The organism is Enterobacter cloacae complex sp. P12RS (assembly GCF_014895875.1).
In the GTDB taxonomy this organism is placed as follows: domain Bacteria; phylum Pseudomonadota; class Gammaproteobacteria; order Enterobacterales; family Enterobacteriaceae; genus Enterobacter; species Enterobacter bugandensis.
The window spans coordinates 174,261-197,652 of the sequence record NZ_JADBQO010000007.1 but is presented as its reverse complement, the minus strand read 5'-3'; the positions used below and the strand labels follow the sequence as shown (position 1 = coordinate 197,652).

Annotated in this window: 25 protein-coding genes and 2 tRNA genes; 15 read left to right on the top strand and 12 right to left on the bottom strand. The window is 55.9% G+C overall.

Translation table 11 applies throughout. The features are described from left to right. Window positions 1-63 precede the first annotated feature (63 nt). A complete protein-coding gene (locus IM284_RS03920) occupies window positions 64-960 on the bottom strand; it encodes an aldo/keto reductase family oxidoreductase (protein ID WP_193055731.1) in 897 nt (298 codons plus the stop codon). A gap of 48 nt (window positions 961-1,008) precedes the next feature. Next, window positions 1,009-1,248, bottom strand: coding sequence for a DUF1289 domain-containing protein (locus tag IM284_RS03915; RefSeq protein WP_047368410.1), 240 nt, complete (start codon window positions 1,246-1,248; stop codon window positions 1,009-1,011). Between the two features lie 147 nt (window positions 1,249-1,395). Between IM284_RS03915 and eptA the strand changes: the two genes are divergently transcribed. From eptA to rnt, 5 genes are all read left to right on the top strand, one after another. Then, entirely contained in the window at window positions 1,396-3,021 is a 1,626-nt protein-coding gene (gene eptA / locus IM284_RS03910) for a phosphoethanolamine transferase EptA (RefSeq protein WP_193055730.1), read from the top strand. A 41-nt stretch (window positions 3,022-3,062) separates the two neighbouring features. Continuing rightward, window positions 3,063-3,662 (top strand): TetR/AcrR family transcriptional regulator, encoded by a 600-nt coding sequence (locus IM284_RS03905; RefSeq protein ID WP_047368408.1) that lies wholly within the window; start codon window positions 3,063-3,065, stop codon window positions 3,660-3,662. A gap of 53 nt (window positions 3,663-3,715) precedes the next feature. After that, window positions 3,716-4,813, top strand: a complete 1,098-nt coding sequence (locus tag IM284_RS03900; RefSeq protein WP_028012895.1) for an alkene reductase — start codon at window positions 3,716-3,718, stop codon at window positions 4,811-4,813. 100 nt (window positions 4,814-4,913) lie between these two features. Further along, the gene (gloA, locus tag IM284_RS03895) at window positions 4,914-5,321 is read left to right on the top strand and encodes a lactoylglutathione lyase (RefSeq protein ID WP_013096923.1); all 408 of its coding nucleotides are present in this window, start codon (window positions 4,914-4,916) and stop codon (window positions 5,319-5,321) included. 95 nt (window positions 5,322-5,416) lie between these two features. After that, window positions 5,417-6,067, top strand: coding sequence for a ribonuclease T (rnt, locus tag IM284_RS03890; protein WP_028012894.1), 651 nt, complete (start codon window positions 5,417-5,419; stop codon window positions 6,065-6,067). 44 nt (window positions 6,068-6,111) lie between these two features. Here rnt and grxD read toward each other — a convergent pair whose 3' ends face one another. After that, window positions 6,112-6,459, bottom strand: a complete 348-nt coding sequence (gene grxD, locus IM284_RS03885; RefSeq protein WP_003832760.1) for a monothiol glutaredoxin 4 — start codon at window positions 6,457-6,459, stop codon at window positions 6,112-6,114. A 338-nt stretch (window positions 6,460-6,797) separates the two neighbouring features. On the opposite strand from grxD, the gene IM284_RS03880 reads away from it, so the two are divergent. Together IM284_RS03880 and sodB are read left to right on the top strand one after the other, a co-directional pair. Next, window positions 6,798-7,571, top strand: coding sequence for a C40 family peptidase (locus tag IM284_RS03880; protein WP_047368407.1), 774 nt, complete (start codon window positions 6,798-6,800; stop codon window positions 7,569-7,571). A gap of 121 nt (window positions 7,572-7,692) precedes the next feature. Further along, window positions 7,693-8,274, top strand: coding sequence for a superoxide dismutase [Fe] (gene sodB / locus IM284_RS03875; RefSeq protein WP_028012892.1), 582 nt, complete (start codon window positions 7,693-7,695; stop codon window positions 8,272-8,274). A 37-nt stretch (window positions 8,275-8,311) separates the two neighbouring features. Here sodB and IM284_RS03870 read toward each other — a convergent pair whose 3' ends face one another. Beyond that, window positions 8,312-9,478 carry an MFS transporter gene (locus IM284_RS03870; RefSeq protein WP_047368406.1) on the bottom strand — a complete coding sequence of 389 codons (1,167 nt, stop codon included), beginning with the start codon at window positions 9,476-9,478 and terminating at the stop codon, window positions 8,312-8,314. A 163-nt stretch (window positions 9,479-9,641) separates the two neighbouring features. Then, on the bottom strand, window positions 9,642-9,731 hold the full coding sequence (locus IM284_RS03865; protein ID WP_020688313.1) for a YnhF family membrane protein: 90 nt from the start codon (window positions 9,729-9,731) through the stop codon (window positions 9,642-9,644). A 297-nt stretch (window positions 9,732-10,028) separates the two neighbouring features. Here IM284_RS03865 and purR point away from each other — a divergent pair, with 297 nt between their 5' ends. Next, window positions 10,029-11,054: an HTH-type transcriptional repressor PurR gene (gene purR / locus IM284_RS03860; protein ID WP_008500597.1), complete on the top strand. Its 1,026-nt coding sequence runs from the start codon at window positions 10,029-10,031 to the stop codon at window positions 11,052-11,054. A 17-nt stretch (window positions 11,055-11,071) separates the two neighbouring features. Here purR and punR read toward each other — a convergent pair whose 3' ends face one another. Continuing rightward, window positions 11,072-11,983, bottom strand: coding sequence for a DNA-binding transcriptional activator PunR (gene punR / locus IM284_RS03855; RefSeq protein ID WP_047368405.1), 912 nt, complete (start codon window positions 11,981-11,983; stop codon window positions 11,072-11,074). Window positions 11,984-12,097: 114 nt separating this feature from the next. On the opposite strand from punR, the gene punC reads away from it, so the two are divergent. Both punC and cfa read left to right on the top strand, forming a co-directional pair. Further along, window positions 12,098-13,288 (top strand): purine nucleoside transporter PunC, encoded by a 1,191-nt coding sequence (punC, locus tag IM284_RS03850; protein WP_047368404.1) that lies wholly within the window; start codon window positions 12,098-12,100, stop codon window positions 13,286-13,288. A gap of 297 nt (window positions 13,289-13,585) precedes the next feature. Continuing rightward, window positions 13,586-14,734: a cyclopropane fatty acyl phospholipid synthase gene (gene cfa / locus IM284_RS03845; protein WP_028012888.1), complete on the top strand. Its 1,149-nt coding sequence runs from the start codon at window positions 13,586-13,588 to the stop codon at window positions 14,732-14,734. 31 nt (window positions 14,735-14,765) lie between these two features. Here cfa and IM284_RS03840 read toward each other — a convergent pair whose 3' ends face one another. Beyond that, window positions 14,766-15,407: a riboflavin synthase gene (locus IM284_RS03840; RefSeq protein ID WP_028012887.1), complete on the bottom strand. Its 642-nt coding sequence runs from the start codon at window positions 15,405-15,407 to the stop codon at window positions 14,766-14,768. A 225-nt stretch (window positions 15,408-15,632) separates the two neighbouring features. Between IM284_RS03840 and mdtK the strand changes: the two genes are divergently transcribed. The 4 genes from mdtK (at window position 15,633) to IM284_RS03820 (ending at window position 19,032) form a co-directional block, all read left to right on the top strand. Then, complete coding sequence (gene mdtK, locus IM284_RS03835) at window positions 15,633-17,006, top strand: MdtK family multidrug efflux MATE transporter (protein ID WP_047368403.1); 1,374 nt, start codon at window positions 15,633-15,635, stop codon at window positions 17,004-17,006. Between the two features lie 153 nt (window positions 17,007-17,159). Beyond that, window positions 17,160-17,236, top strand: a tRNA-Val gene (locus tag IM284_RS03830). A 4-nt stretch (window positions 17,237-17,240) separates the two neighbouring features. Next, a tRNA-Val gene (locus IM284_RS03825) sits at window positions 17,241-17,317 on the top strand. A gap of 119 nt (window positions 17,318-17,436) precedes the next feature. Further along, the gene (locus IM284_RS03820) at window positions 17,437-19,032 is read left to right on the top strand and encodes an FAD-NAD(P)-binding protein (protein ID WP_047368402.1); all 1,596 of its coding nucleotides are present in this window, start codon (window positions 17,437-17,439) and stop codon (window positions 19,030-19,032) included. 28 nt (window positions 19,033-19,060) lie between these two features. Here IM284_RS03820 and IM284_RS03815 read toward each other — a convergent pair whose 3' ends face one another. Both IM284_RS03815 and IM284_RS03810 read right to left on the bottom strand, forming a co-directional pair. Continuing rightward, the gene (locus tag IM284_RS03815) at window positions 19,061-19,696 is read right to left on the bottom strand and encodes a carbonic anhydrase (RefSeq protein ID WP_028012884.1); all 636 of its coding nucleotides are present in this window, start codon (window positions 19,694-19,696) and stop codon (window positions 19,061-19,063) included. Window positions 19,697-19,768: 72 nt separating this feature from the next. Further along, the gene (locus IM284_RS03810) at window positions 19,769-20,551 is read right to left on the bottom strand and encodes an MBL fold metallo-hydrolase (RefSeq protein WP_047368401.1); all 783 of its coding nucleotides are present in this window, start codon (window positions 20,549-20,551) and stop codon (window positions 19,769-19,771) included. Window positions 20,552-20,676: 125 nt separating this feature from the next. On the opposite strand from IM284_RS03810, the gene IM284_RS03805 reads away from it, so the two are divergent. After that, complete coding sequence (locus IM284_RS03805; RefSeq protein WP_003857665.1) at window positions 20,677-20,817, top strand: hypothetical protein; 141 nt, start codon at window positions 20,677-20,679, stop codon at window positions 20,815-20,817. A gap of 36 nt (window positions 20,818-20,853) precedes the next feature. Here the strand turns inward: IM284_RS03805 and IM284_RS03800 are convergent, their stop codons facing one another. The 3 genes from IM284_RS03800 to IM284_RS03790 all read right to left on the bottom strand — a co-directional run bounded on the left by IM284_RS03800 (window position 20,854) and on the right by IM284_RS03790 (window position 23,338). Next, entirely contained in the window at window positions 20,854-21,333 is a 480-nt protein-coding gene (locus IM284_RS03800) for a heme-binding protein (protein ID WP_193055729.1), read from the bottom strand. Between the two features lie 90 nt (window positions 21,334-21,423). Next, on the bottom strand, window positions 21,424-22,035 hold the full coding sequence (locus IM284_RS03795; protein ID WP_047368399.1) for a response regulator transcription factor: 612 nt from the start codon (window positions 22,033-22,035) through the stop codon (window positions 21,424-21,426). Next, window positions 22,028-23,338, bottom strand: coding sequence for a sensor histidine kinase (locus IM284_RS03790; RefSeq protein ID WP_226838533.1), 1,311 nt, complete (start codon window positions 23,336-23,338; stop codon window positions 22,028-22,030). Before IM284_RS03790 ends, IM284_RS03795 begins: the two co-directional genes overlap by 8 nt. Between the last annotated feature and the right edge of the window lie 54 nt (window positions 23,339-23,392).

Genomic DNA, 23,392 nt, shown 5'->3' with positions numbered 1-23,392 from the left:
TTTTTTGCCCCTTAAGTGTATACCAGGGGCACAGATTTCACCGGAAAGTCACCTTCTTGCGGTTTAAGGCACGTCGTAACCCAGCGCGGCCTTGCGGATGCGGAACCACTGCTGGCGGGTCATCTGCAGCTCTTCGGCGGCCAGCGCGGAACGGACGCGTTCAATTTTCCCGGAGCCAATAATCGGCAGCGGTTTTGACGGCAGACGCAGGATCCAGGCGTAAACCACCTGCTCTATGCTCTGGGCGTTCAGCTCGCGGGCGATGGTTTCCAGCTCATTGCGCAGCGGCTGGAACGCATCATCATTAAACAGGCGTCCACCGCCGAGGCACGACCAGGCCATCGGGCGAATGCGCTGCTGCTGCAGCTGGTCGAGCGTGCCATCCAGCAGCAGCGGCTGATGCACCGGGGAGATCTCAACCTGGTTAGTGGCGAGCGTAAACGGCAGACGAGACTGAAGCAGGGCAAACTGGGCCGGGGTAAAGTTGGAGACGCCGAAGTGACGCACCTTCCCACTCTGATGCAGACTCAGGAAGGCTTCCGCCACCTCGTCGGCATCCATGAGCGGGTCCGGACGGTGAATCAGCAGCAGGTCGATACGATCGGTAGCCAGATTGACCAGCGACTGCTCGGCGCTCTTGATGATATGAGCGCTGTCGGTGATGTAGTGGCCGAGGGCATGCTCCGGTTTGGCCGTGGTGGCAATACCGCATTTGGTAACGATCTCCATGCGCTCCCGGAGTGCCGGAACCAGCTTGAGCGCCTCGCCAAAGGCGGCTTCACACTGATAGCCACCGTAAATATCCGCATGATCGACGGTTGTTACCCCTAAATCGATATGCTCTTCAATAAAGCTTGCCAGCTGGAGGGGGGACATATTCCAGTCCATCAGGCGCCAGTAGCCCATCACAAAACGGGAGAATTCTGGCCCCTGGGGGGCAAGGGTAATACGCTGAACCATAACATTTTCCTCAAGGACGTGATGTCATGAGTATACGCAATTACCGCATTAAAACAGTGAAGGTTGCTGGGGATCTTCGGTCTCAGAGGCTTTGTTTGCGCGGATTTTGCGCAGAAGTCGCTGTCTGCAGAGGCGCAGCACATCCTGCTTTTGCGTGTCGCTGAAGTTTTGCCAGTTAAAACGCTCGTCACGGGTACGCATGCACCCGCGGCAATAACCACGTTCATCTGACTGACAAATCCCCCGGCACGGGCTCTGGATGGGGAAAAACTCCAGTTGCTCTGCCACACTCACCTCCGGTTAATCTCTAACCTACAGTGAAGACGCTAAAAGCGCCGCGTGCAAGGGCTTTACCACAGTTTTGTGGCATTAAGGTTTCACTAATCTTCCCTCTTTATACTCGCCACATCATGACAATGACAGGTTTTACGATCGATGTGGTTAAGTAAAAAGTTACAATGTAACGACATAAAATTTACTCTGGGCTGTGCACTCTTTTTTACTCTGCTTAACGGGCTGTTTATCCAGCGCAGCTGGGCCATTATTGCCCCTGCGCATCTGCACGATATTCTCTTCGCCGCATCCGTACCGGTGGTGCTGTTTTGTGGCTGGGTCATTGTATTTAGCCTGCTCAATATCCCGTATATCCGTAAGCCGCTGCTGATCGTCTTAACTGTCGGGTGCGCTGCGGCAACTTACTTTATGTTTACCTACGGCGCGGTCATCGATCAGAACATGATTGTGAACGTGTTCGAAACTAACTCCCAGGAAGCCACCGCGCTGGTGACCCCGCAGATGATTCTGTGGATTGTCATAGCCGGTCTTGTTCCATCCCTGGTGCTGGCGCTGACCCGCATTCGTACCGGCAAATGGTGGTACGCCCTGCTGACGCGTGTTGCCGCGATGCTCGGTGCCCTGCTGGTGATTATTCTTATCGCTGCAGTGTTTTATAAAGATTACGCGTCGCTGTTCCGCAATAACAAAAGCATCGTCAAAATGGTCACTCCGGCGAACTACGTCAGCGCCGTGGTGAAATACAGCAAGATGCGCTGGTTTGCCGGCGATCAAACGCTGGTGCGGATTGGCGAAGATGCGCACAAAGGCGCGCTGATTACGGGTCAGCAGAAGAAAACCGTTCTGGTGCTGGTCATCGGCGAAGCGTCGCGCGCGGCGAACTACTCCCTCAATGGCTACGGGCGTGAAACCAACCCGGAGCTGAAAAAGCAGGATGTAATTAACTTCCCGCAGGCCTCCTCGTGCGGCACTGAAACCGCTGTATCCGTTCCGTGCATGTTCTCCGGTATGACGCGCAGCAAATACGATGCCGACCTGGCGCACCATCAGGAAGGACTGCTCGACGTGCTCAACCATGCGGGTATCAACCTCCTGTGGCGCGACAACGACGGTGGCTGTAAAGGTGCCTGCGATCGTATTCCCCATACCGACATGACGCAGTGGAAGCTGGATCAGTTCTGCAAAGACCAGTCCTGTATTGATGACGTGAATTTCTACCGCCTGGACAACGTGCTGGACGGTCTGAAGCAGGACACGGTGCTGGTTATCCACCTGATGGGCAGCCACGGCCCGGCGTACTATCGCCGTTACCCGGATAATTTCCGTAAATTTACCCCCACCTGCGACACCAACGAAATTCAGGATTGCGACCATCAGGCGCTGATGAACACCTATGACAATACCATCCTGTATACCGACAGCATGGTCAGCAAAACCATTGATGCGCTGAAAGCCCGTCAGGCGAACATGAACACCGCGCTGATTTACCTCTCGGATCACGGGGAATCGCTCGGTGAAAGCGGTATTTATCTGCACGGCACGCCGTACATGCTGGCGCCGGAGCAGCAGACGCACATTCCGTTTATGTTCTGGCTGTCCCCGGACTATGCGAAAAACTTTGGCATTAACGCGCAGTGTTTACGCGACCACGCAGCAAAAAATGCGGTTTCGCAGGACAATTTATTCTCGACGGTGCTGGGCATGATGGACGTTAAATCAAGCGTTTATCAGCAACAGCTGGACATTCTGAATGCGTGTCGCCGGTAACAGCGCTTGCATTAGACCGAACGGTCTATTAGAGTGAATCCATGAGCAGAAATACTGAACACGACACGCGCGAACATCTCCTGGCGACCGGCGAGCGGCTGTGCATGCACCGCGGCTTCACTGGTATGGGGTTGAGCGAGCTATTAAAAACCGCTGAGGTACCGAAAGGGTCGTTCTATCACTACTTTCGGTCCAAAGAGGCCTTTGGCGTGGCGATGCTGGAGCGGCACTATGCTGCTTACCACCAGCGCCTCGCGACCCACTTCGCCACGGGGGAAGGTAACTATCGGGATCGTGTTCTGAACTACTACCAGGAAACGCTGAACCAGTTCTGTCAGCAGGGCATTATCAGCGGATGCCTGACGGTTAAACTCTCTGCCGAAGTGTGCGATCTCTCAGAAGATATGCGCACGGCAATGGATAAAGGCGCCAGCGGCGTTATCGCCCTGCTGGCGCAGGCGCTGGCGAAGGGGCGCGAAGAAAATACGCTCGCCTTCCCCGGGGATCCCTTAACGCAGGCTCAGGTGCTCTACTCCCTCTGGTTAGGCGCCAACCTGCAGGCTAAAATTTCTCGCAGTGCCGTGCCGCTCGAAAGCGCGCTGGCACATGTGATAAGTACGATTACTGCGCCTGGCGCTTAGCAGGCGTTTTTATTTACGTTATTACTAGTCGACTGGTCTACTCAGGAGTCGTTATGTCAGCTGAAAAATTATTTACCCCCTTAAAAGTGGGTGCCGTCACCGCGCCAAACCGCGTGTTTATGGCTCCGCTTACCCGTCTGCGCAGCATTGAGCCGGGTGATATCCCAACCCCACTGATGGGTGAATACTATCGTCAGCGCGCCAGCTCTGGCCTGATCATCACTGAAGCCACGCAGATTTCTGCTCAGGCCAAGGGATATGCGGGTGCGCCGGGGCTGCACAGCCCGGAGCAGATCGCCGCATGGCAGAAAATCACCGCGGGCGTTCACGCTGAAGACGGTCGCATTGCGGTCCAGCTGTGGCATACCGGTCGTATCTCCCACAGCAGCATTCAGCCTGGCGGTCAGGCGCCGGTTTCAGCGTCTGCCCTGAACGCGAACACCCGCACCTCCCTGCGCGATGAAAACGGCAACGCGATCCGCGTCGACACCTCTACGCCACGCGCGCTGGAGCTGGATGAGATCCCGGGTATCGTGAACGATTTCCGTCAGGCCGTGGCCAACGCCCGCGAAGCCGGTTTTGACCTGGTTGAGCTGCACTCCGCGCACGGTTACCTGCTGCACCAGTTCCTGTCACCGTCGTCTAACCATCGCACCGACCAGTACGGCGGCAGCGTCGAAAACCGCGCTCGCCTGGTGCTGGAAGTGGTTGACGCCGTTTGTCAGGAGTGGAGCCCGGACCGTATCGGTATCCGCGTCTCCCCAATCGGTACGTTCCAGAACGTCGACAACGGTCCGAATGAAGAAGCGGACGCGCTGTATCTGATTGAAGAGCTGGCGAAGCGCGGCATTGCCTATCTGCACATGTCCGAGCCGGACTGGGCCGGCGGTAAGCCTTATACGGAAGCCTTCCGTCAGAAAGTGCGCGAACGCTTCCACGGGGTGATCATCGGTGCGGGTGCTTATACCCCGGAGAAAGCCGAAGATCTGATTAATAAAGGGCTGATCGATGCCGTGGCGTTTGGCCGCGACTATATTGCCAACCCGGATCTGGTTGCTCGACTGCAGCAGAAAGCGGCCCTGAACCCGCAACGTCCTGAGAGCTTCTACGGCGGCGGCGCGGAAGGCTACACCGACTACCCTTCACTGTAATCTCGCCATTGTTCATTGATAGCGGCGACACTTCGCCGCTATACTAAAACATCGTTTCTGTTCAAAAAAATAGTCTATTCCACTGGTTAATGAGGAAATTATGCGCCTACTTCACACCATGCTGCGCGTTGGCGATCTGCAACGTTCTATCGATTTCTACACTAACGTCCTGGGCATGAAGCTGCTGCGCACCAGCGAAAACCCGGAATACAAATACTCGCTGGCGTTCGTGGGCTACGGCCCGGAAACGGATGAAGCGGTCATTGAACTGACCTACAACTGGGGCGTGGACAGCTATGAACTGGGCACCGCCTACGGTCATATCGCGCTGGAAGTGGACAACGCTGCCGAGGCGTGTGAACGCATTCGCAGCAACGGCGGTAACGTCACGCGCGAAGCCGGCCCGGTAAAAGGCGGCACCACCGTTATTGCCTTTGTAGAAGATCCGGACGGTTACAAGATCGAGCTGATTGAAGCCAAAGACGCGGGTCGCGGTCTGGGCAACTGATCCCTCAGGGCGCAACATGCGCCCGTAGTTTTACTGCATCACCCTGCAAAATTTGCCATAATGCGCACTGCTTTTTCCCCTTGTAAGAGACCCTGATGTCCGATAACGCTCAATTTAGCGGTCTGTGCGACCGTTTTCGTGGTTTTTATCCCGTTGTCATTGATGTAGAAACAGCCGGATTTAACGCTAAAACCGATGCGCTGCTCGAAATTGCCGCCATCACGCTGAAGATGGATGAACAGGGCTGGCTTACACCGGACACCACGCTGCATTTCCACATTGAACCTTTCGAAGGGGCAAACTTACAGCCGGAGGCGCTGGCGTTTAACGGTATCGATCCGCATAACCCGCTGCGTGGTGCAGTCAGTGAATATGATGCGCTGCACGCCATATTTAAAATGGTGCGTAAAGGCATGAAAGAGAGCAACTGCAGCCGCGCCATCATGGTAGCCCATAACGCCACCTTCGATCACAGCTTTACCATGGCCGCAGCCGAACGCGCGTCGCTCAAACGCAACCCTTTCCACCCGTTCGTGACCTTCGACACCGCCGCGCTAAGCGGCCTGGCGCTGGGACAAACGGTTTTATCCAAAGCCTGCATTACGGCGGGTATACCGTTTGACGGTACCCAGGCGCACTCCGCCTTATACGATACGGAGCGCACCGCAGAGCTGTTCTGTGAGATCGTCAACCGCTGGAAGCGTCTGGGCGGCTGGCCGCTGCCGATGGGCGACAGTGAAGAATAAAAAAAAGCGACCTCTTCAGGTCGCTTTTTTATTAACGCAGAAAATTATTCAGCGTCCGGCTCTTCCGTTTTGTACTTCGCCGCCGTCTCTTTGATCAGCTGCTGCAGTTCGCCGCGCTGATACATCTCAATCAGGATATCGCAGCCGCCCACCAGCTCGCCGTCTACCCACAGCTGCGGGAAGGTCGGCCAGTTAGCGTATTTTGGCAGCTCAGCGCGGATGTCCGGGTTCTGCAGGATATCAACGTAAGCAAAACGCTCACCACAGGCTGACAGCGCCTGAACCGCTTGCGCGGAGAAGCCGCAGCTTGGCAGCTTCGGAGAACCTTTCATATACAGCAGAATCGGGTTTTCAGCGATCTGGCGCTGGATTTTTTCAATAGTGGTGCTCATGTCTTGCTTCCTTTAACTTCTGTTACGGCAATAGTCTGACATTGTAGCGGGTCAGGCTGGCATCGGAAAATAACATTTTCGTCACGTTTATATATTTTACCCCGACTCCACAAAAGTTGCATTGCAAATGGTGTTTACCCCTTCGCCCGTCAGGGTTTTGCTTAGGGAGTGAACAATTGTGCGTCAGAACGATGAATTTTTTTGCACTTGCTAACGAAACACGTTTTTAGATTGAAAAATGCTATTAACTTCTCGGGTTTTTATGGATTAGAATCGACGGGCTTTGTAAATCACACGCGGGTATTATTGATGACCTGCATATATCAGGGGACTGCCCAGTGGCGCGGATAACTAAAATCTCGATCACGCTCTGTGCTTTACTGTTTACATCACTCACGTTAACGCCAGCGGCAAACGCCTCTCAGCAGGCGCGGCAATCTGCTGTACAAAAAAGCCATCTGGTGAAAGCCACAGAACGTAAGAAAAAAACCAGCAACAAGAACGACAAGAAAAAAACCACCGCTCAGACTAAACAAACCGCTTCCAGCAAGACGAAAACAAAATCTTCCCGCACTACCCGCACCGCCAAAAATAAAGCTTCGCAGACCGCCGCTAACCTCGTTACAGAAAAATGCATTACCCGTAAAGGCCATAAAGCAAAATGCACGAAGGTAACAAAGCTGGCGGATGTGCATAAAGTGCGTGTGCAAAAAGCACAAAAAACCGCGATGAATAAACTGATGGGGCAGATTGGCAAACCTTATCGTTGGGGCGGCAGTTCGCCGCGTACCGGTTTCGACTGCAGCGGCCTCGTCTATTACGCCTATAAAGATCTGGTTAAATTCCGTATTCCACGTACCGCCAATGAGATGTATCACCTGCGCGATGCGTCACCGGTTAACCGGGGTGAGCTGGAAAACGGCGACCTGGTCTTCTTCCGCACGCAGGGTCGCGGTACGGCTGACCACGTGGGCGTCTACGTCGGCAACGGGAAATTCATCCAGTCTCCGCGCAGCGGTCAGGACATTCAGATCACCTCGCTCAGCGAAGATTACTGGGTACGTCATTACGTCGGCGCGCGTCGCGTCATGACGCCAAAAACCATTCGTTAATCCCTGCCCTGCCGCATCTGCGGCAGGGTAAGTTCCTCTTTTGCATACCCTTTCAATTTGCTATCCTGTCCTTGTTGTCTGTAGGGTTATTGGCAACACAAATACAATAAGGAGAGAAGCAATGTCGTTCGAATTACCTGCACTACCGTATGCAAAAGACGCCCTGGCACCGCACATTTCAGCGGAAACCCTGGAATACCACTACGGCAAGCATCATCAGACGTACGTCACTAACCTGAACAACCTCATCAAGGGCACCGATTTTGAAGGCAAAACGCTGGAAGAGATCGTTCGCAGCTCAGAGGGTGGCGTTTTTAACAACGCGGCTCAGGTGTGGAACCACACTTTCTACTGGCACTGCCTGGCGCCGAATGCCGGTGGCGAACCTGCCGGTGAACTGGCAGCCGCCATCAACGCCGCCTTTGGCAGCTTTGCAGAGTTTAAAGCGAAGTTTACCGATGCCGCCATTAAGAACTTCGGTTCTGGCTGGACGTGGCTGGTAAAAGAGGCGGATGGCAAACTGGCTATCGTGTCCACGTCTAACGCGGGCACCCCGCTGACCACCAGCGCTACGCCGCTGATGACCGTGGACGTGTGGGAACATGCTTACTACATTGATTACCGCAATGCGCGCCCGAACTACCTGGAGCACTTCTGGGCTCTGGTTAACTGGGACTTTGTCGCGAAGAACTTCGCCGCGTAAGAGACACGCAGAAGGGGTAACCCTTCTGCGTTTTTGCTTATTCAGCCGTGCAAACCGCTTCAGGCTGTTTTCGGCCGGACATCATCACCAGCAGCAGGCCGAGCGCGGCAATAATCGCCCCCATCACCGGCACAAAACTGTACCCCAGACCGCCTGAAATCACGGCGCCTCCGGCGGCGGCACCCAGCGCATTGCCGAGATTGAATGCCCCGATATTCACGGAAGACGAGAGACCCGGCGCCTCATGGGCGACACGCATCACGCGCATCTGCAGCGGCGGCACCACGGCAAAGGTGGCAGCGCCCCAGACAACCATCGCAATCGCCGCGCCGAATTCATTCTGCGCCAGCCACGGGATCGCGACCATAATGACAATCAGCAGGGTTAAAAAGCCCTTCAGCGTGCCGCTCACGGAACGGTCAGCAAATTTCCCGCCGAGATAGTTGCCAATCGAGAAGCCGACGCCAATCAGCACCAGCATCGCGGTAACAAAGAGTGGCGTTGCGTGGGTAATGTCGTGTAAGACCGGCGAAATATAGGTGTAGAGGGTAAACATCGCTCCTGCCCCCAGCACGGTGGTCAGCAGCGCGGAGAGTACCTGCGGGCGCATCAGCACCGACAGCTCTCTGCGTACATCAGGGCGTTCACCCGCACTGCCTTTTGGCAGGGAGAAGAATAACGCCACCATCGAGACCACGCCCAGTCCGGCCGTCGCCAGGAAGGACATCCGCCAGCCAATGACCTCGCCCAGCCAGGTTGCCGCAGGAACACCGCCGATGTTAGCGATGGTCAGCCCCATAAACATGGTCGCCACGGCGCTGGCCTGCTTGTGTTTTGGCACCACGCTTGCGGCCACGACCGAGCCCAGACCAAAGAAGGCACCGTGGTTGAGGCTGGTCAGAATGCGCGACAGCATCAGAGTGGTGTAATCCGCCGAAATGGCCGAAAGCACGTTGCCCAGGGTGAAAATCGCCATCAGGAAAATCAGCGCATTGCGGCGCGCACGGTGCGAAAGCAGAAGCGTCATCAGCGGCGCTCCTACCATCACGCCGATGGCGTAGGCGCTGATTAACATCCCGGCGGCCGGGATCGAGACGTCCACGCCCCGGGCGATAACGGGCAGTAACCCCATCGGGGAGAATTCAGTGGTGCCAATCCCAAAAGCGCCAATCGCCAGGGCCAGCAGGGGAAAATTGATTTTCATGCGTCAACTCCGGATGCCGTGTCATGTGGTGACACAGAACAAAGAAGCGGAAAGCATGACATCAATCACAAAAAATGAGAAGTTAACAAAATGGCAAAAGATTTTTGCCAGAGAAGTAACAATCGGAGCGTTCGGGAGGGAGAAGGCTCTCCCCCCGCGTAAATCAATGCAGCGCAGCCGTCAGGCCAGCCGCCACAATCAGCGCCAGCACAATAACGGTGGTGAACAGCGAAAACTTCAGATCGGAACTCATCAATTTTTCTCCTTTTAATCCCCCCACGAAAAGTGAGCTTGCTCATTTTTGCACAGTTTACGTCAAAAATCTTCCTGGATTTAAGCTGATAAACACTTTACCTCTTCCCCTTTTCATCAAGATAGGCCAAAATTCCACGCTAAATTTATTAGCGTACCGGCCATTGACCCCCTCCTGACGTCCCGTGTCGTTTTCCCGGCGTGCCGCAATTCAAAATTGCGTGATAAGGGTGAGAGAAGGCAAACGTTTACCTTCAAGTTTTTCAGGAGTTTAGGATATGGTCTGGAGTGACATTTAATGGCAACAATTAAAGACGTAGCAAAACGCGCAAACGTTTCCACTACAACCGTATCACATGTAATTAACAAAACCCGTTTTGTGGCGGAAGAGACGCGCAACGCCGTCTGGGCAGCGATCAAAGAGCTGCACTACTCGCCAAGCGCGGTTGCGCGCAGCCTCAAGGTTAATCACACCAAGTCTATTGGTCTGCTGGCGACCAGCAGCGAAGCGGCCTATTTTGCCGAGATCATTGAAGCGGTAGAAAAAAACTGCTTCCAGAAAGGCTATACCCTGATTCTCGGCAACGCCTGGAACAGCATTGAAAAACAGCGCGCCTACCTGTCGATGATGGCGCAAAAGCGCGTGGACGGCCTGCTGGTGATGTGTTCAGAGTACCCGGAATCCGTGCTGTCGATGCTGGAAGAGTATCGCCATATCCCTATGGTGGTGATGGACTGGGGCGAAGCGCGCGCCGACTTCACCGACTCCGTTATCGATAACGCCTTTGAAGGCGGTTACATGGCGGGCCGTTATCTGATCGAACGCGGCCACCGCGAGATTGGCGTGATCCCGGGTCCGCTGGAACGCAACACCGGTGCGGGCCGCCTGGCCGGTTTTATGAAAGCGATGGAAGAAGCGCTAATCACCGTGCCGGAAAACTGGATCGTGCAGGGCGACTTTGAGCCGGAATCAGGCTACCGCGCGATGCAGCAGATCGTCTCCCAGCCGCACCGTCCAACCGCCGTCTTCTGCGGGGGCGATATCATGGCGATGGGCGCCCTCTGTGCGGCCGACGAGCTGGGTCTGCGCGTACCGCAGGACATCTCCGTGATCGGGTATGACAACGTGCGCAACGCGCGCTTCTTCACGCCAGCGTTGACCACCATTCACCAGCCGAAAGATTCGCTGGGTGAAACCGCCTTCAATATGCTGCTGGACAGGATCGTCAACAAGCGTGAAGAGTCGCAGTCCATTGAAGTTCACCCTCGCCTCATCGAACGCCGTTCCGTTGCGGATGGCCCGTTCCGCGACTACCGTCGTTAATTTCATTGCGGAGCCAGTCAGTCTGGCTCCCGCAGCCACTCCCGGTTAAGCGTTTCGCTGTCCCCCAGATAGTCCAGCAGCCAGGCCATCGCCGGCGAGACATCATTTTGTTGCCAGGTGAGGCAGCAGGCCGCATCCGGGAACGGATTCTCCAGCGTTAGCTCAACCCACTCACCGGTGTCGATTCGCGGACGTGCAAAATGGGCGGGCACCATGCCTACGCAGAGCCCGGCACTGAGGCACGTCGCCGATGATCCCCAGTCGGGGGCGACAACCCGCCGCTGGTTGTCCAGCAGCCAGGTAATTCGCTTCGGCAGCGAGCGGGAGGTATCTTCCAGCACCAGCGACGGCCAACTGCGCAGCGTATCGTCGCTCAGCGGCCCTTCCGTCGCCGCCAGGGGATGATCGCTTGCCACCACGCATTTCCAGCTCAGCATCCCCATATCGCGGAAGGCGTAACGTCCCCCGACCGGGATCGCCTGGGTTGCGCCAATCGCCATCTCTACCCTGCCGCCCGCCAGCGCATCCCAGACGCCGTTGAACACCTCCTGCGAGACCCGCAGTTCTACGTCAGAGAAATGTCGATAAAAATCGACAATCATCTGCCGGGTGCGCTCGGGCTTAACGATGTTATCCACCGCAATGGAAAGGTGCCCCCGCCAGCCGTTCGCGATCTGCTGGCACTGCTCGCGGGTGATCTGCATTTTTTTGATAACAGAACGCCCTTCCTTTAAAAACCACGCCCCTGCGGGCGTTAATTCAACATCACGATGCCGCCGTTCAAACAGCGGTACCGCCAGCCACTCCTCAAGCTGTCGCACCGTATAGCTGATGGCTGAAGGGACGCGGTGCAACTCCTGCGCCGCTCCGCTAAAGCTGCCGTTACGCGCGACAGCATCGACCACTTCAAGAGAATAATCGGACCACATTTTCTGCCTGCAAAAAATTTGAATGCACCCGCCAAATATTAGCGTTTCACAAGCGGGTTTGCACTCCCTACACTCAGCGCCAACGTATACCTGCCTCCTCAGGAGAATAAAACAGTGCAACCCAGGAAAGGTTTTTTAGTCTGGCTCGGCGGCTTAAGCGTGCTGGGCTTTTTGGCCACCGATATGTACCTGCCGGCGTTTGCCGCCATGCAGGAAGATTTGCAAACCCCTGCTGCCGCCATCAGCGCCAGCCTGAGCCTGTTCCTGGCCGGTTTTGCCTTCGCGCAGTTGCTCTGGGGACCGCTTTCGGATCGCTTTGGGCGTAAACCGGTGCTGCTGCTGGGGCTGGCCATTTTTGCCGTGGGCTGTCTGGGGATGCTATGGGTGCGTGATGCTACCTGGCTGCTGGTGCTGCGGTTTGTTCAGGCGGTCGGCGTCTGTGCCGCGGCCGTGACCTGGCAGGCGCTGGTCACCGATTACTATCCGGCGAACCGCACTAACCGTATTTTCGCCACCATCATGCCGCTGGTGGGGCTCTCTCCGGCCCTCGCCCCGCTGCTGGGCAGCTGGATCCTCGCGCACTTTGACTGGCAGGCCATCTTTGCCACGCTGTTTGCCATCACGCTGGTGCTGATGCTGCCGGCGTTCGCCCTCAAGCCCGCGCATAAAAAAGAGGCGCACGCAGACGCGAAGCCGATTACCTTCACCTCCCTGCTGAGCGCGAAAGCGTATCGCGGCAACGTTCTGATCTATGCCGCCTGCTCGGCGAGCTTCTTCGCGTGGCTGACCGGTTCGCCGTTTATTCTGCACGATATGGGCTATAGCCCTGCGGCCATTGGCCTGAGCTACGTTCCGCAGACCATCGCGTTCCTGGTGGGCGGGTACGGCTGCCGCGCGGCGCTGCAAAAATGGGAAGGCCAGCAGATGCTGCCGTGGCTGCTGGTGCTCTATGCGCTGAGCGTCATTGGCACCTGGGCCGTTGGGTTTATTCCGGGCGCGGGTCTGGCCGAAATATTGATTCCATTCTGCGTGATGGCCATCGCGAACGGGGCGATCTACCCTATCGTTGTGGCGCAGGCACTGCGTCCGTTCCCGCAGGCGACAGGCCGCGCGGCTGCGCTGCAGAACACCCTGCAGCTGGGGCTGTGCTTCCTGGCAAGCCTGGTGGTCTCCGCGCTGATTGCCACGCCGCTGCTGACGACAACCAGCGTGATGCTGGCTACCGTTGCGCTGGCCGTCATAGGCTATCGCATGCAGGCTTCCGCGCAGGATGAGAGCACGCAGGTAGAAACCTCGCATGCCTAATCGCGCCAGAAACTATGTTAATTTTCAGTGATTAGGTTGCTAAGAATTTTCTATTGAATCACCAAATTTTGAGGCCTATACTAAATTTGGTTCGATTAAATACGATAAATATTATGTGTTAACGGGAGCCGGAGTGCTCCCGTTTTACCATGGAAGGCATTTCGGCAAGGGTTATCTCCCTTCCTCTGTTCTACGTCGGATACTAGCCTCGCGGTATTTACCGTGAGATTTCTCACAAACCAAAAAAGCGTCTACGCTGTTTTAAGGTTCTGATCACAGTAGGGTGATGGAGAAGCTATGAGTTCATCGTGTATAGAAGAAGTCAGCGTTCCGGACGATAACTGGTCCCGGATCGTCAGTGAACTGTTAGGTCGGGCAGGCATCACTATCAACGGATCATCCCCATCGGATCCTCAGGTTAAACATCCCGATTTTTTTAAACGCGTGTTGCGCGAGGGGTCGCTAGGCCTGGGGGAAAGCTATATGGACGGCTGGTGGGAATGCGAACGGCTGGATACTTTTTTCGCCAGCGTGCTGCGTGCTGGTCTGGAAAAACAGCTCCCCCGTAATCTTAAAGACACCCTGCGTGTCGCCTCTGCCCGCCTCTTTAACCTGCAAAGTAAAAAGCGTGCCTGGATCGTCGGCAAAGAGCATTACGACCTCGGCAACGATCTGTTCAGCCGCATGCTGGACCCCTTCATGCAATACTCCTGCGCCTACTGGAAAGAGGCGTCGACGCTTGAAGAGGCTCAGCAGGCCAAGCTGCGCCTGATTAGCGAGAAATTGCAGTTGCAGCCCGGTATGCGCGTGCTGGATATCGGCTGCGGCTGGGGCGGGCTGGCGTATTTTATGGCGAAGCACTACGGCGTCAGCGTGGTCGGCGTCACCATTTCCGCTGAACAGCAAAAAATGGCGCAGGAGCGGTGCCTGGGGCTTGATGTGGATATCCGCCTGCAGGATTACCGGGATCTGAACGAACAGTTTGACCGGGTCGTTTCCGTGGGCATGTTCGAGCACGTCGGGCCGAAAAATTACGACACCTATTTCGAGGTGGTGGACCGTAATCTGAAACCGGACGGTATTTTCCTGCTGCACACCATCGGCTCTAAGCGGACCGACAATAACGTTGACCCGTGGATCAACAAATACATCTTTCCGAATGGCTGTTTACCGTCCGTACGCCAGATTGCCAACGCCAGCGAATCCCATTTCGTGATGGAAGACTGGCATAACTTCGGCGCGGATTACGACACCACGTTAATGGCGTGGCATGCACGTTTTCAGGAAGCCTGGCCTGAAATTGCGGACAACTATTCTGAACGATTCAAGCGGATGTTTAGCTATTATCTGAATGCCTGCGCGGGGGCGTTTCGCGCGCGAGATATTCAGCTCTGGCAGGTTGTTTTTAGCCGTGGGATTGAACACGGCTTGCGGGTCGCACGCTAGAAAAATAACCCCGGCCAGCCGGGGTTATTTTTTATTCTTCTTCTACAGCTTTAATTATTGCAGCTTCTTTTGCGGCCAGCACGCGCTCAACGGTATCAACAACCGCCTGGGTTTGCGGATCGATTTCGATATTCACGCGATGCCCCAGCTTTTTCGAACCCAGCGTGGTGCGCTGCAGCGTCTCGGGAATTAAATGCACGCAAAAACGCGTCGGAGTAACTTCTCCCACCGTCAGACTAATCCCATCAATGCCAATAAACCCTTTATAGAGGATGTATTTCATTAATGACGGGTCCTGCACTTTAAACCAGATTTGACGGTTATTTTCTGATGTAACGATTTTCGCCACTTCGGCGGTGGTCATGATGTGCCCGGACATCAGATGGCCGCCAATCTCGTCGCTGAACTTCGCCGCGCGCTCAACGTTGACGGTGTCCCCCACCACCAGCTCGCCCAGGTTGGTAATACGCAGCGTCTCTTTCATTAAATCAAAGCTAATCTGGTTGCCATTAATTTCGGTGACGGTCAGGCAGCAGCCGTTATGGGCAACCGAGGCGCCGGTTTCGATGCCGTCGAGCATATATTCCGGCAGCTCTACAACATGAGTACGAAAATTAGGTTTTTCATCAATGGACACCACTTTGGCGGTGCCCTGCACAATACCAGTAAACATGCTTACAACTCCTGTTTTTTCCGGACGGTGGTGACACCGTTTAATCCCACCACAATAACAGTTGGAAAAACAGGTTGCCAGCGGAGCGCATTTTCTGGCGATTTTTTCACTAGATAAATAGCTAAAGCCCGCTACAATAGCTGGCACCCCCCTGCATTTTCTTCTTGCTGCCCGTTTCGGCGGCTTTTTTAGTCTCTCATATAACTACAAAATAAAGGTGTTCACGTGCAGAAGTACATGAATGAAGCGCGCCAGCTATTGGCACTGGCTATACCAGTGATCGTCGCGCAGGTGGCCCAGACCGCAATGGGATTTGTGGATACGGTAATGGCGGGTGGCTACAGCGCCACCGATATGGCGGCCGTTGCTATCGGCACGTCAATCTGGCTGCCGGCCATCCTGTTCGGCCACGGTCTGCTGCTCGCCCTCACCCCGGTTATCGCTCAGCTTAATGGCTCGGGTCGTCGCGAGCGTATTGCCCATCAGGTCCGCCAGGGTTTCTGGCTGGCAGGGTTTGTCTCCGTGCTGATTATGATCGTGCTCTGGAACGCGGGTCATATCATCCGCGCCATGCATAACATTGACCCGGCGCTGGCAGACAAAGCCGTGGGCTATCTGCGCGCCCTGCTCTGGGGTGCGCCCGGCTACCTCTTTTTCCAGGTCGCCCGTAACCAGTGTGAAGGGCTGGCGAAAACCAAGCCCGGCATGGTGATGGGCTTTATCGGCCTGCTGGTGAATATTCCGGTGAACTACATCTTTATCTACGGCCATTTCGGCATGCCGGAGCTGGGCGGCGTCGGCTGCGGGGTGGCGACGGCCGCCGTTTACTGGGTCATGTTCTTCTCGATGCTTACCTTTGTGAAGCGCGCCCGCTCCATGCGCGATATTCGTAACGAGAACAGATTCAGCACGCCGGACTGGAACATCATGACGCGCCTGGTGCAGCTGGGGCTGCCGATTGCCCTTGCGCTGTTCTTTGAGGTGACCCTGTTTGCCGTGGTCGCCCTGCTGGTCTCCCCGCTGGGCATTGTGGACGTCGCCGGGCACCAGATTGCGCTCAACTTCAGCTCTCTGATGTTTGTTCTGCCCATGTCGCTGGCCGCGGCAGTGACGATCCGCGTGGGCTTCCGCCTGGGGCAAGGCTCGACGCTTGATGCGCAAACCGCCGCGCGCACCGGATTAGGCGTTGGCGTCTGCATGGCCATTTGCACGGCGCTTTTTACCGTGGCGCTGCGCGAGCAAATTGCCCTGCTCTATAACGATAATCCGGAGGTCGTCACGCTGGCATCGCACCTGATGCTGCTGGCCGCGATTTACCAGATTTCTGACTCCATTCAGGTGATTGGCAGCGGCGTATTGCGCGGCTATAAAGACACGCGTTCGATCTTCTTTATTACCTTTATCGCCTACTGGGTGCTGGGTCTGCCTACTGGCTACGTGTTGGCGCTGACCGATCTGGTCGTTGATCGCATGGGGCCGGCCGGATTCTGGATGGGCTTTATCATCGGACTGACGTCGGCGGCGATCATGATGATGATGCGCATGCGCTTCCTGCAGCGCCAGCCGTCAACGGTAATTTTGCAGCGCGCTGCGCGTTAACTACGCAGTAGCCGCCAGCTGGCGGCTACTTTCTCTTCACTTTGCGCGGTAATGAAGCAATCGCGTGAAATCAGAGAGAAAAATGCGTTTTCCCTCTTGCCTCCTTGATGCTGTGCCGCTAATATTCGTCCCCGTTGTCACCGACAACACGTTGCGTTCATAGCTCAGTTGGTTAGAGCACCACCTTGACATGGTGGGGGTCGTTGGTTCGAGTCCAATTGAACGCACCATTCTGCGTCCGTAGCTCAGTTGGTTAGAGCACCACCTTGACATGGTGGGGGTCGGTGGTTCGAGTCCACTCGGACGCACCATTTCAGTCCTGAAATGGTGCAAAATTCTCTCCTTTTACCCTGAATTTTCTTAATCGCTTATTTTCATCATTATTCTCCTGCTACGCTTTTCTTATGGAATAAATACAGGAAGCGCGTCAATGAAGAATATCGCGATTATCGGCTCCGGCCCCACAGGGATTTACACCTTTTATCATCTGCTTAATAACAGCACCCCGCTCTCCGTATCCGTCTTCGAACAGGCCGATGAAGCCGGCGTGGGCATGCCCTATAACGACGACGATAATTCCCGGCTGATGCTGGCGAACATTGCGAGCATAGAAATCCCGCCCATTTTTATGACCTACCTCGACTGGCTCAAGGAACAGAGCGACGCCCATCTGGCGCACTTTAAGGTTGATAAAGCCAGCCTGCATGACCGGCAGTTCCTGCCCAGACTCCTGTTGGGAGAGTATTTTCGCGACAGCTTGCGTTCAATCGTGAAAGAGGCAAAAAAGCTGGGGTTCCAGGTTACGGTCCATGAATCCGCGAAGGTAACGGACATCATCCCCTCGACAACCGGCGTAACGCTTTCCGTCAACGACACCACTTTGCCCGATCGGTTCGACCTGGCGGTTATCGCCACCGGCCACGTCTGGCCAGATGAGGAGGAAGCCACGCGCACGTTCTTCCCCAGCCCGTGGTCGGGGTTGATGGACGCCAGCATTCCCCCTTTTCGCGTGGGCATTATGGGAACGTCGTTGAGCGGTCTGGACGCGGCTATGGCGGTGGTAATGCAGCACGGTGAGTTTCGTGACGGTAAATTCCTCCTCGACAAGGGCAGCGAAGGGTTAAACATTACGCTGATGTCCCGCACGGGCATTCTGCCGGAAGCCGATTTTTACTGTCCAATCCCTTACGAACCGCTGTCGGTATTGACCGAATTCGTGGTTGAACACGAGATAGCCAAAGGATCGGACGGCCTGCTTGACCGCATATTTTCACTGATGGTGAAAGAGCTCGAGCTCGCTGACCCGGCGTGGTGCGAGAAAATTTCTCTGCGTAACCAGGATGCCGACAGCCTTCGTGAGGCATGGTTTGAGGACCGTAAACGGCACGGGCCCTTTACCTGGGCGGAAGAGAACCTCAGCGAGGTTGAACGCAACAAACGCGAACGGCGCACCGTGGCCTGGCGCTATACCGTCCTTCGACTGCATGAGGTGGTTCAGGAGATTGTGCCCCACCTCAACGAAGAGGACAGAGAGCGCTTTAAGCAGGGCCTCGCCCGCGTGTTTATCGACAACTATGCCGCCATTCCGCCGCAGTCTATCCGCAGGCTGCTTGCGCTTCGCGAGGCCGGCATCATTAGCGTGGCGGCGCTCGGCGATGATTACACGCTCGATGCCGGCAGCGATCGGACGGTAATTACCACCAAAGAGAGCGTTTATCGTTTCGACGTGTTTATTGACGCGCGCGGACAAAAGCCGCTCAAAACAAAGGACTTGCCTTTCCCGACGCTGCGTAAACAGCTGGCAGAGACGGGCGACGAGATACCCGACGTTGGCGAGGATTACACGCTTAAAGCGCCTGAAACGGTTCGCGGGCGCATTGCTTTCGGTGCGATACCGTGGCTGATGCACGATAGTCCCTTCGTTCAGGGGCTGGCGGAGTGTGCGGAGATTGCAGAGGCGATGGCGAAGGCGGCTGAAAAACCTGCTTCGGGGAGACGGCGTCGGTTACCGTACGTGGAGAACTGACAGGGCTTCCATGCCCTGCTATCGGTGATTACTCGAAGAAGACCTCCGGGTTTTCCGACAGCGATACGAACGTTTTGGTGTTCTTATCCAGGGCAAGGATTTTGCCGCTTTCAATGTCATACACCCAACCGTGCAGACGAAGTGAGTTATTACGCAGGCCCACCGCGACGGACGGATGGGTCTTGATGTTGCTCAGCTGCGCAAACACGTTCTCCTGCACCATCGCATTCACTTTATCGATAGGCTTGTCCCAGCTTTTCTTCTCTACCACGGCTTTCGCCGCGTCGGAATAGCGCAGCCAGTGCGACACGGCTGGCATTGGCTCCAGGTTGGCGTTATCGGCAATTGCCTTCATCGCGCCGCAGTTGGAGTGGCCGCAGATCACGATATCCGTCACGCCCAGCGCCACCACCGCGTACTCGATAGTTGCAGATACGCCGCCCGGCTCCGGCCCGAAAGGCGGGACAATGTTGCCAGCATTACGAATGACAAAAAGCTGTCCCGGCTCTTGCTGGGTGACCAGTTCAGGAACCAGACGGCTGTCGGAGCAGGAGATGAACAGCGCTTTGGGATTCTGGCTGGACGCTAAACTGCGAAAGAGCTCTTTACGTTGCGGGAAAATCTCTTTTTGAAAGCTGAGAAAACCTTCAATGATATGTTGCATAGCAATTTCTCTTTTATCTGTTTTCGTTTAGGTATGATCGCGATCACACTCGTAAAGTTTACCCACCGTACTTTACCTGAGACAAGCAATATATTTCTGGCCCGACCGCTGCACGATGTTGTCGGCGTTCGCCGGGATGTTTTGCCCTTCGAACGCGCCGTAAAGACGAGCGAACGATTTTCCCGCCAGGCGCCGGGTAACGTCCTCAACCGTACGGACAGGCAGCGGGAGCATATTCGGGTAGCTCCACATAAACGACACCGCATCTTTCCCCGGGGTGACCTGCAAAATATCCCCCGCCAGCAAAACGCCCTCGCCCTCCTGCCAGTGCAGCACCGTTCCGCCCGCAAAATGGCCGCCGAGACGTAGCAACGTGACGGACGGCCAAATCTCCAGCGCCTCCCCCTCCCAGAAATGAATCGCCGGGCTGTTGCGCATCACCCATTCGCGGTCGCTGGCGTGCAGGTAGACCGGCGCATCGAAAGCCGCGGCCCACTCCTGCATCGTGGTGTAATAGTGCGGATGCGAAATCGCAATGGCGTGAAGGCCACCGAGCGCTGTGATGAGCGTTTGGGTTGCCGGGTCAAGGTTGGCAATGCAGTCCCAAAGAATATTGCCGTGCGGGGTGCGCAGAAGCAGCGCCCTCTGGTTAATCGCAAAAACGGGAACCGTTTTGATACTGAACAGCGCGGGCTCCAGCTGCTGCCATTTATTCACGTGCGTGGCCGTCACCGTCGCGTAATCAATCCACGCCTGACCGCTGACCGGGACGTACTGGCGTTCATCCTCGCAAATCGGACATCTCTCCGGCTTTCCATCGTAGGAGGTACCGCAGGTTTTACAGAGTGTAATCATGAGCGCTCCTCGGTGATAAAGCACTGAGTATGGCAGGGATTATCCTTATGTGCTGCGAGGTACATTGCCGACGTTTTTTACCCTATACTGTGCCAGTATCAAAAACCGAACAGAGCAGGTGCAACATGGAAATTGATCTCGATAACTTAGTTTTTAACGGTCTGGATGAAGCGGAAGAGCGTAACGCGGAACGTCTGGACGACGCGGATAAAAAAGCGCAGGCGATTGTTGCCGACGACGACTGCGGTGATGCCTGCAAGATTTGATAAAAAAAGCACCGGTAAACCGGTGCTTTTTTTATATTACTTTTTCAGCCCGTCAATGGCCGCCTGAGCGCAGGCTTCATCAAGATGACCGCCCGGCGCGCCGCCGATGCCGATCGCCCCAATCACCTCATCGCCTTCTTTTACCGGCAGACCACCTGCCAGCAGCAGGTAGCCAGGAATATCACGCATGTTCTGTGCGCCCGCATTGCTCTGCGCCGCTTCCATCACTTTGCCTGACGCATTCTTTGCGCTGAGCGCCGTAAACGCTTTCATTTCGCTGGCTTTAACCGTGTGAGGACCGGCGTTATCCATACGCTGCACCGCTTTTACCACGCCCGCACGGTCAACCACCGCGACCGCGACCTGGTAATTTTTCGCTGCACAGGACTGAATGGCGGAGGTTGCCAGTGCGTTAGCCTGCGTCAGAGAGAGATTTTTTTGGGTCAACGTCTCGGCCTGTGCGGCCAGACTTACGCTACCTGCGACCAGTGCCGCAACCATCATGACTTTTTTCATCGCACTTCCTCGCGTGTTGTTAGACATCCCGGAGGTTACTTAACGGCGCGATGAAACGTAATTCGGTTGATTACGCACTCCACCTGGTAGTTATACGGATTGCAATTTGTCATACGCCCGGCTCGCCTGTACCAGACTGGTGACGCCGAGCTTGGCAAACGCCGCCGCACGGTGCGCTTCCACGGTTCTCGGGGAAAGATTCAGGCGTGCTGCCACCTCTTTATTACTGCACCCTTCCATCAGTACGGTCAGTACCTCGTGCTCCCGCGCGGTTAGCTGTTCAAAGCGTGCTTTGATCTGCGAAATATCCTGCCAGGCGGCAGACCGTCGCTGACTCTCCTCAAAGGCCAGCCCAACCGTTTCGATGAGCTTATCGGCGTCTAACGGCTTGGTGAAAAACTCAAATACGCCGTTGCGAAACGCGCGACGGCAGGCGTCGATCGTTCCGTGTCCGGTCATGACAACGACCGGCAGCAGCGGCCACGGCCATTCGCCCTCTTCCAGCCACGCCAACCCGCCTTTACCCGGCATGCGCATATCCAGCAGCAGACAGCCGACAAGCGCCGATTCACCGCTCTGCGCCTGAGTAAAAGCCTCGACGCTCGCAAACGTCTTAACCTGCCAGCCCATCCCCGACAGTAAAAACGACAGGGATTCTCTGATGGACTCGTCGTCATCAATGAGCCAGACCACCTTATCCATGTTTTAACTCCTTTCCTGATGCCAGCTGCAAGCGGATCTGCGCCCCACCCTGCGGGGCATTGCCCAGGGCGATCGAGCCGTTCATGCGCGTCATCAGCGTTTCCGTTAACGTCATTCCCAGCCCAATTCCGCCGGGGCGTCCGCTGAAGAATGGCATAAATGCGTTCTGCAGGGCATCCGGGCTAAACCCGGGCCCGCCGTCGGTCAGGGTAACCAGAATGCCCTTCTCATTTTTCTGACTGTCGATTCGCACCCAGCCGTCCGCGCTCTCCTGCTGCGCCTGAATCGCATTACTGAGCAGATTATGCAGGATCTGCTCCAGCCAGAGTCGGTCCGCCATCACGGTCGTAGCATCCACAGCAAACGCATGGATAACCGCGATACGCCGGGATTTACGCTCGTGCTCCAGTAAATTCTCCACCTGCTGCCAGCACTGCACCAGATCGGTTTCGCGCAGGGTCACCTTTTCCTGTACCACATGCTCGCGAAATCGGGTCAGCAAGGCGCTTATACGCTGCGTTTGCAGCAGCGCGGCCGCGAGCGCCTGCGACACGGCCTGCGGATTATCCTGCTGCTGTCGCTGCGCCCCCTGGATCCAGGTTTGCACGGCGGTCAGCGGCTGGTTGATTTCATGGACGATGCCCGCGGTGATCTCTCCCAGCGTGTTAAGCCTGGCGTGCTGATAATAGAGCGCACGCTGTTCGGCCTGCTGGCGCTGTTTGCGCTGCCAGAGCACGGTTCCCGCGCCCGCAATCACTATCCCCCACGTCAGAAACAGCAGCGGATACGCCAGCCAGGAGACCCTGAACCAGTCCGGATCTGCCGCGGCAGTGAGAATAAAGGGCTGAGTATGCTGCGGGAAGGTGCGCTGCCAGTGCCAGAAAGTGCCCGTTGACCGCGGACGATCGTCATTCGAGAGATTCAGATGCAGCTCAGCAAAGCTATGGCTCGGCGCAAGCAGCGCGCTTAAGTCGATCAGGATGCGGATCTGCCGCCACGGGTTGTATAGCCAGTACTGAACGCCGCGAAAAGGCTCCACGCGGGCGGCGTCCAGCGTGCGACCGGTGGTTTTTTCCAGAGCCTTAATGTGGGGGAATTTTTTGCGTAACGCAGTGAGGTCTTCATCGCCGGTGAGAAGCGGAAGTACCGACTCGTTTTGCGTCAGCACGGCGCCGATCCCCGAATATAGCGCTGTAAACTCGCGATCGCGCTCCCAGAACTGGCGGCGTATCTGTTCCGCATACAGCAGCACGCCGCTTATCAGGCAGACCACCACCCACGCAGCGATGCTGCGCTTTATCATCTTTTTTATGCTCATCGCGTTAACTGGCCCGTCATTCAGGCTGTCGACATTACC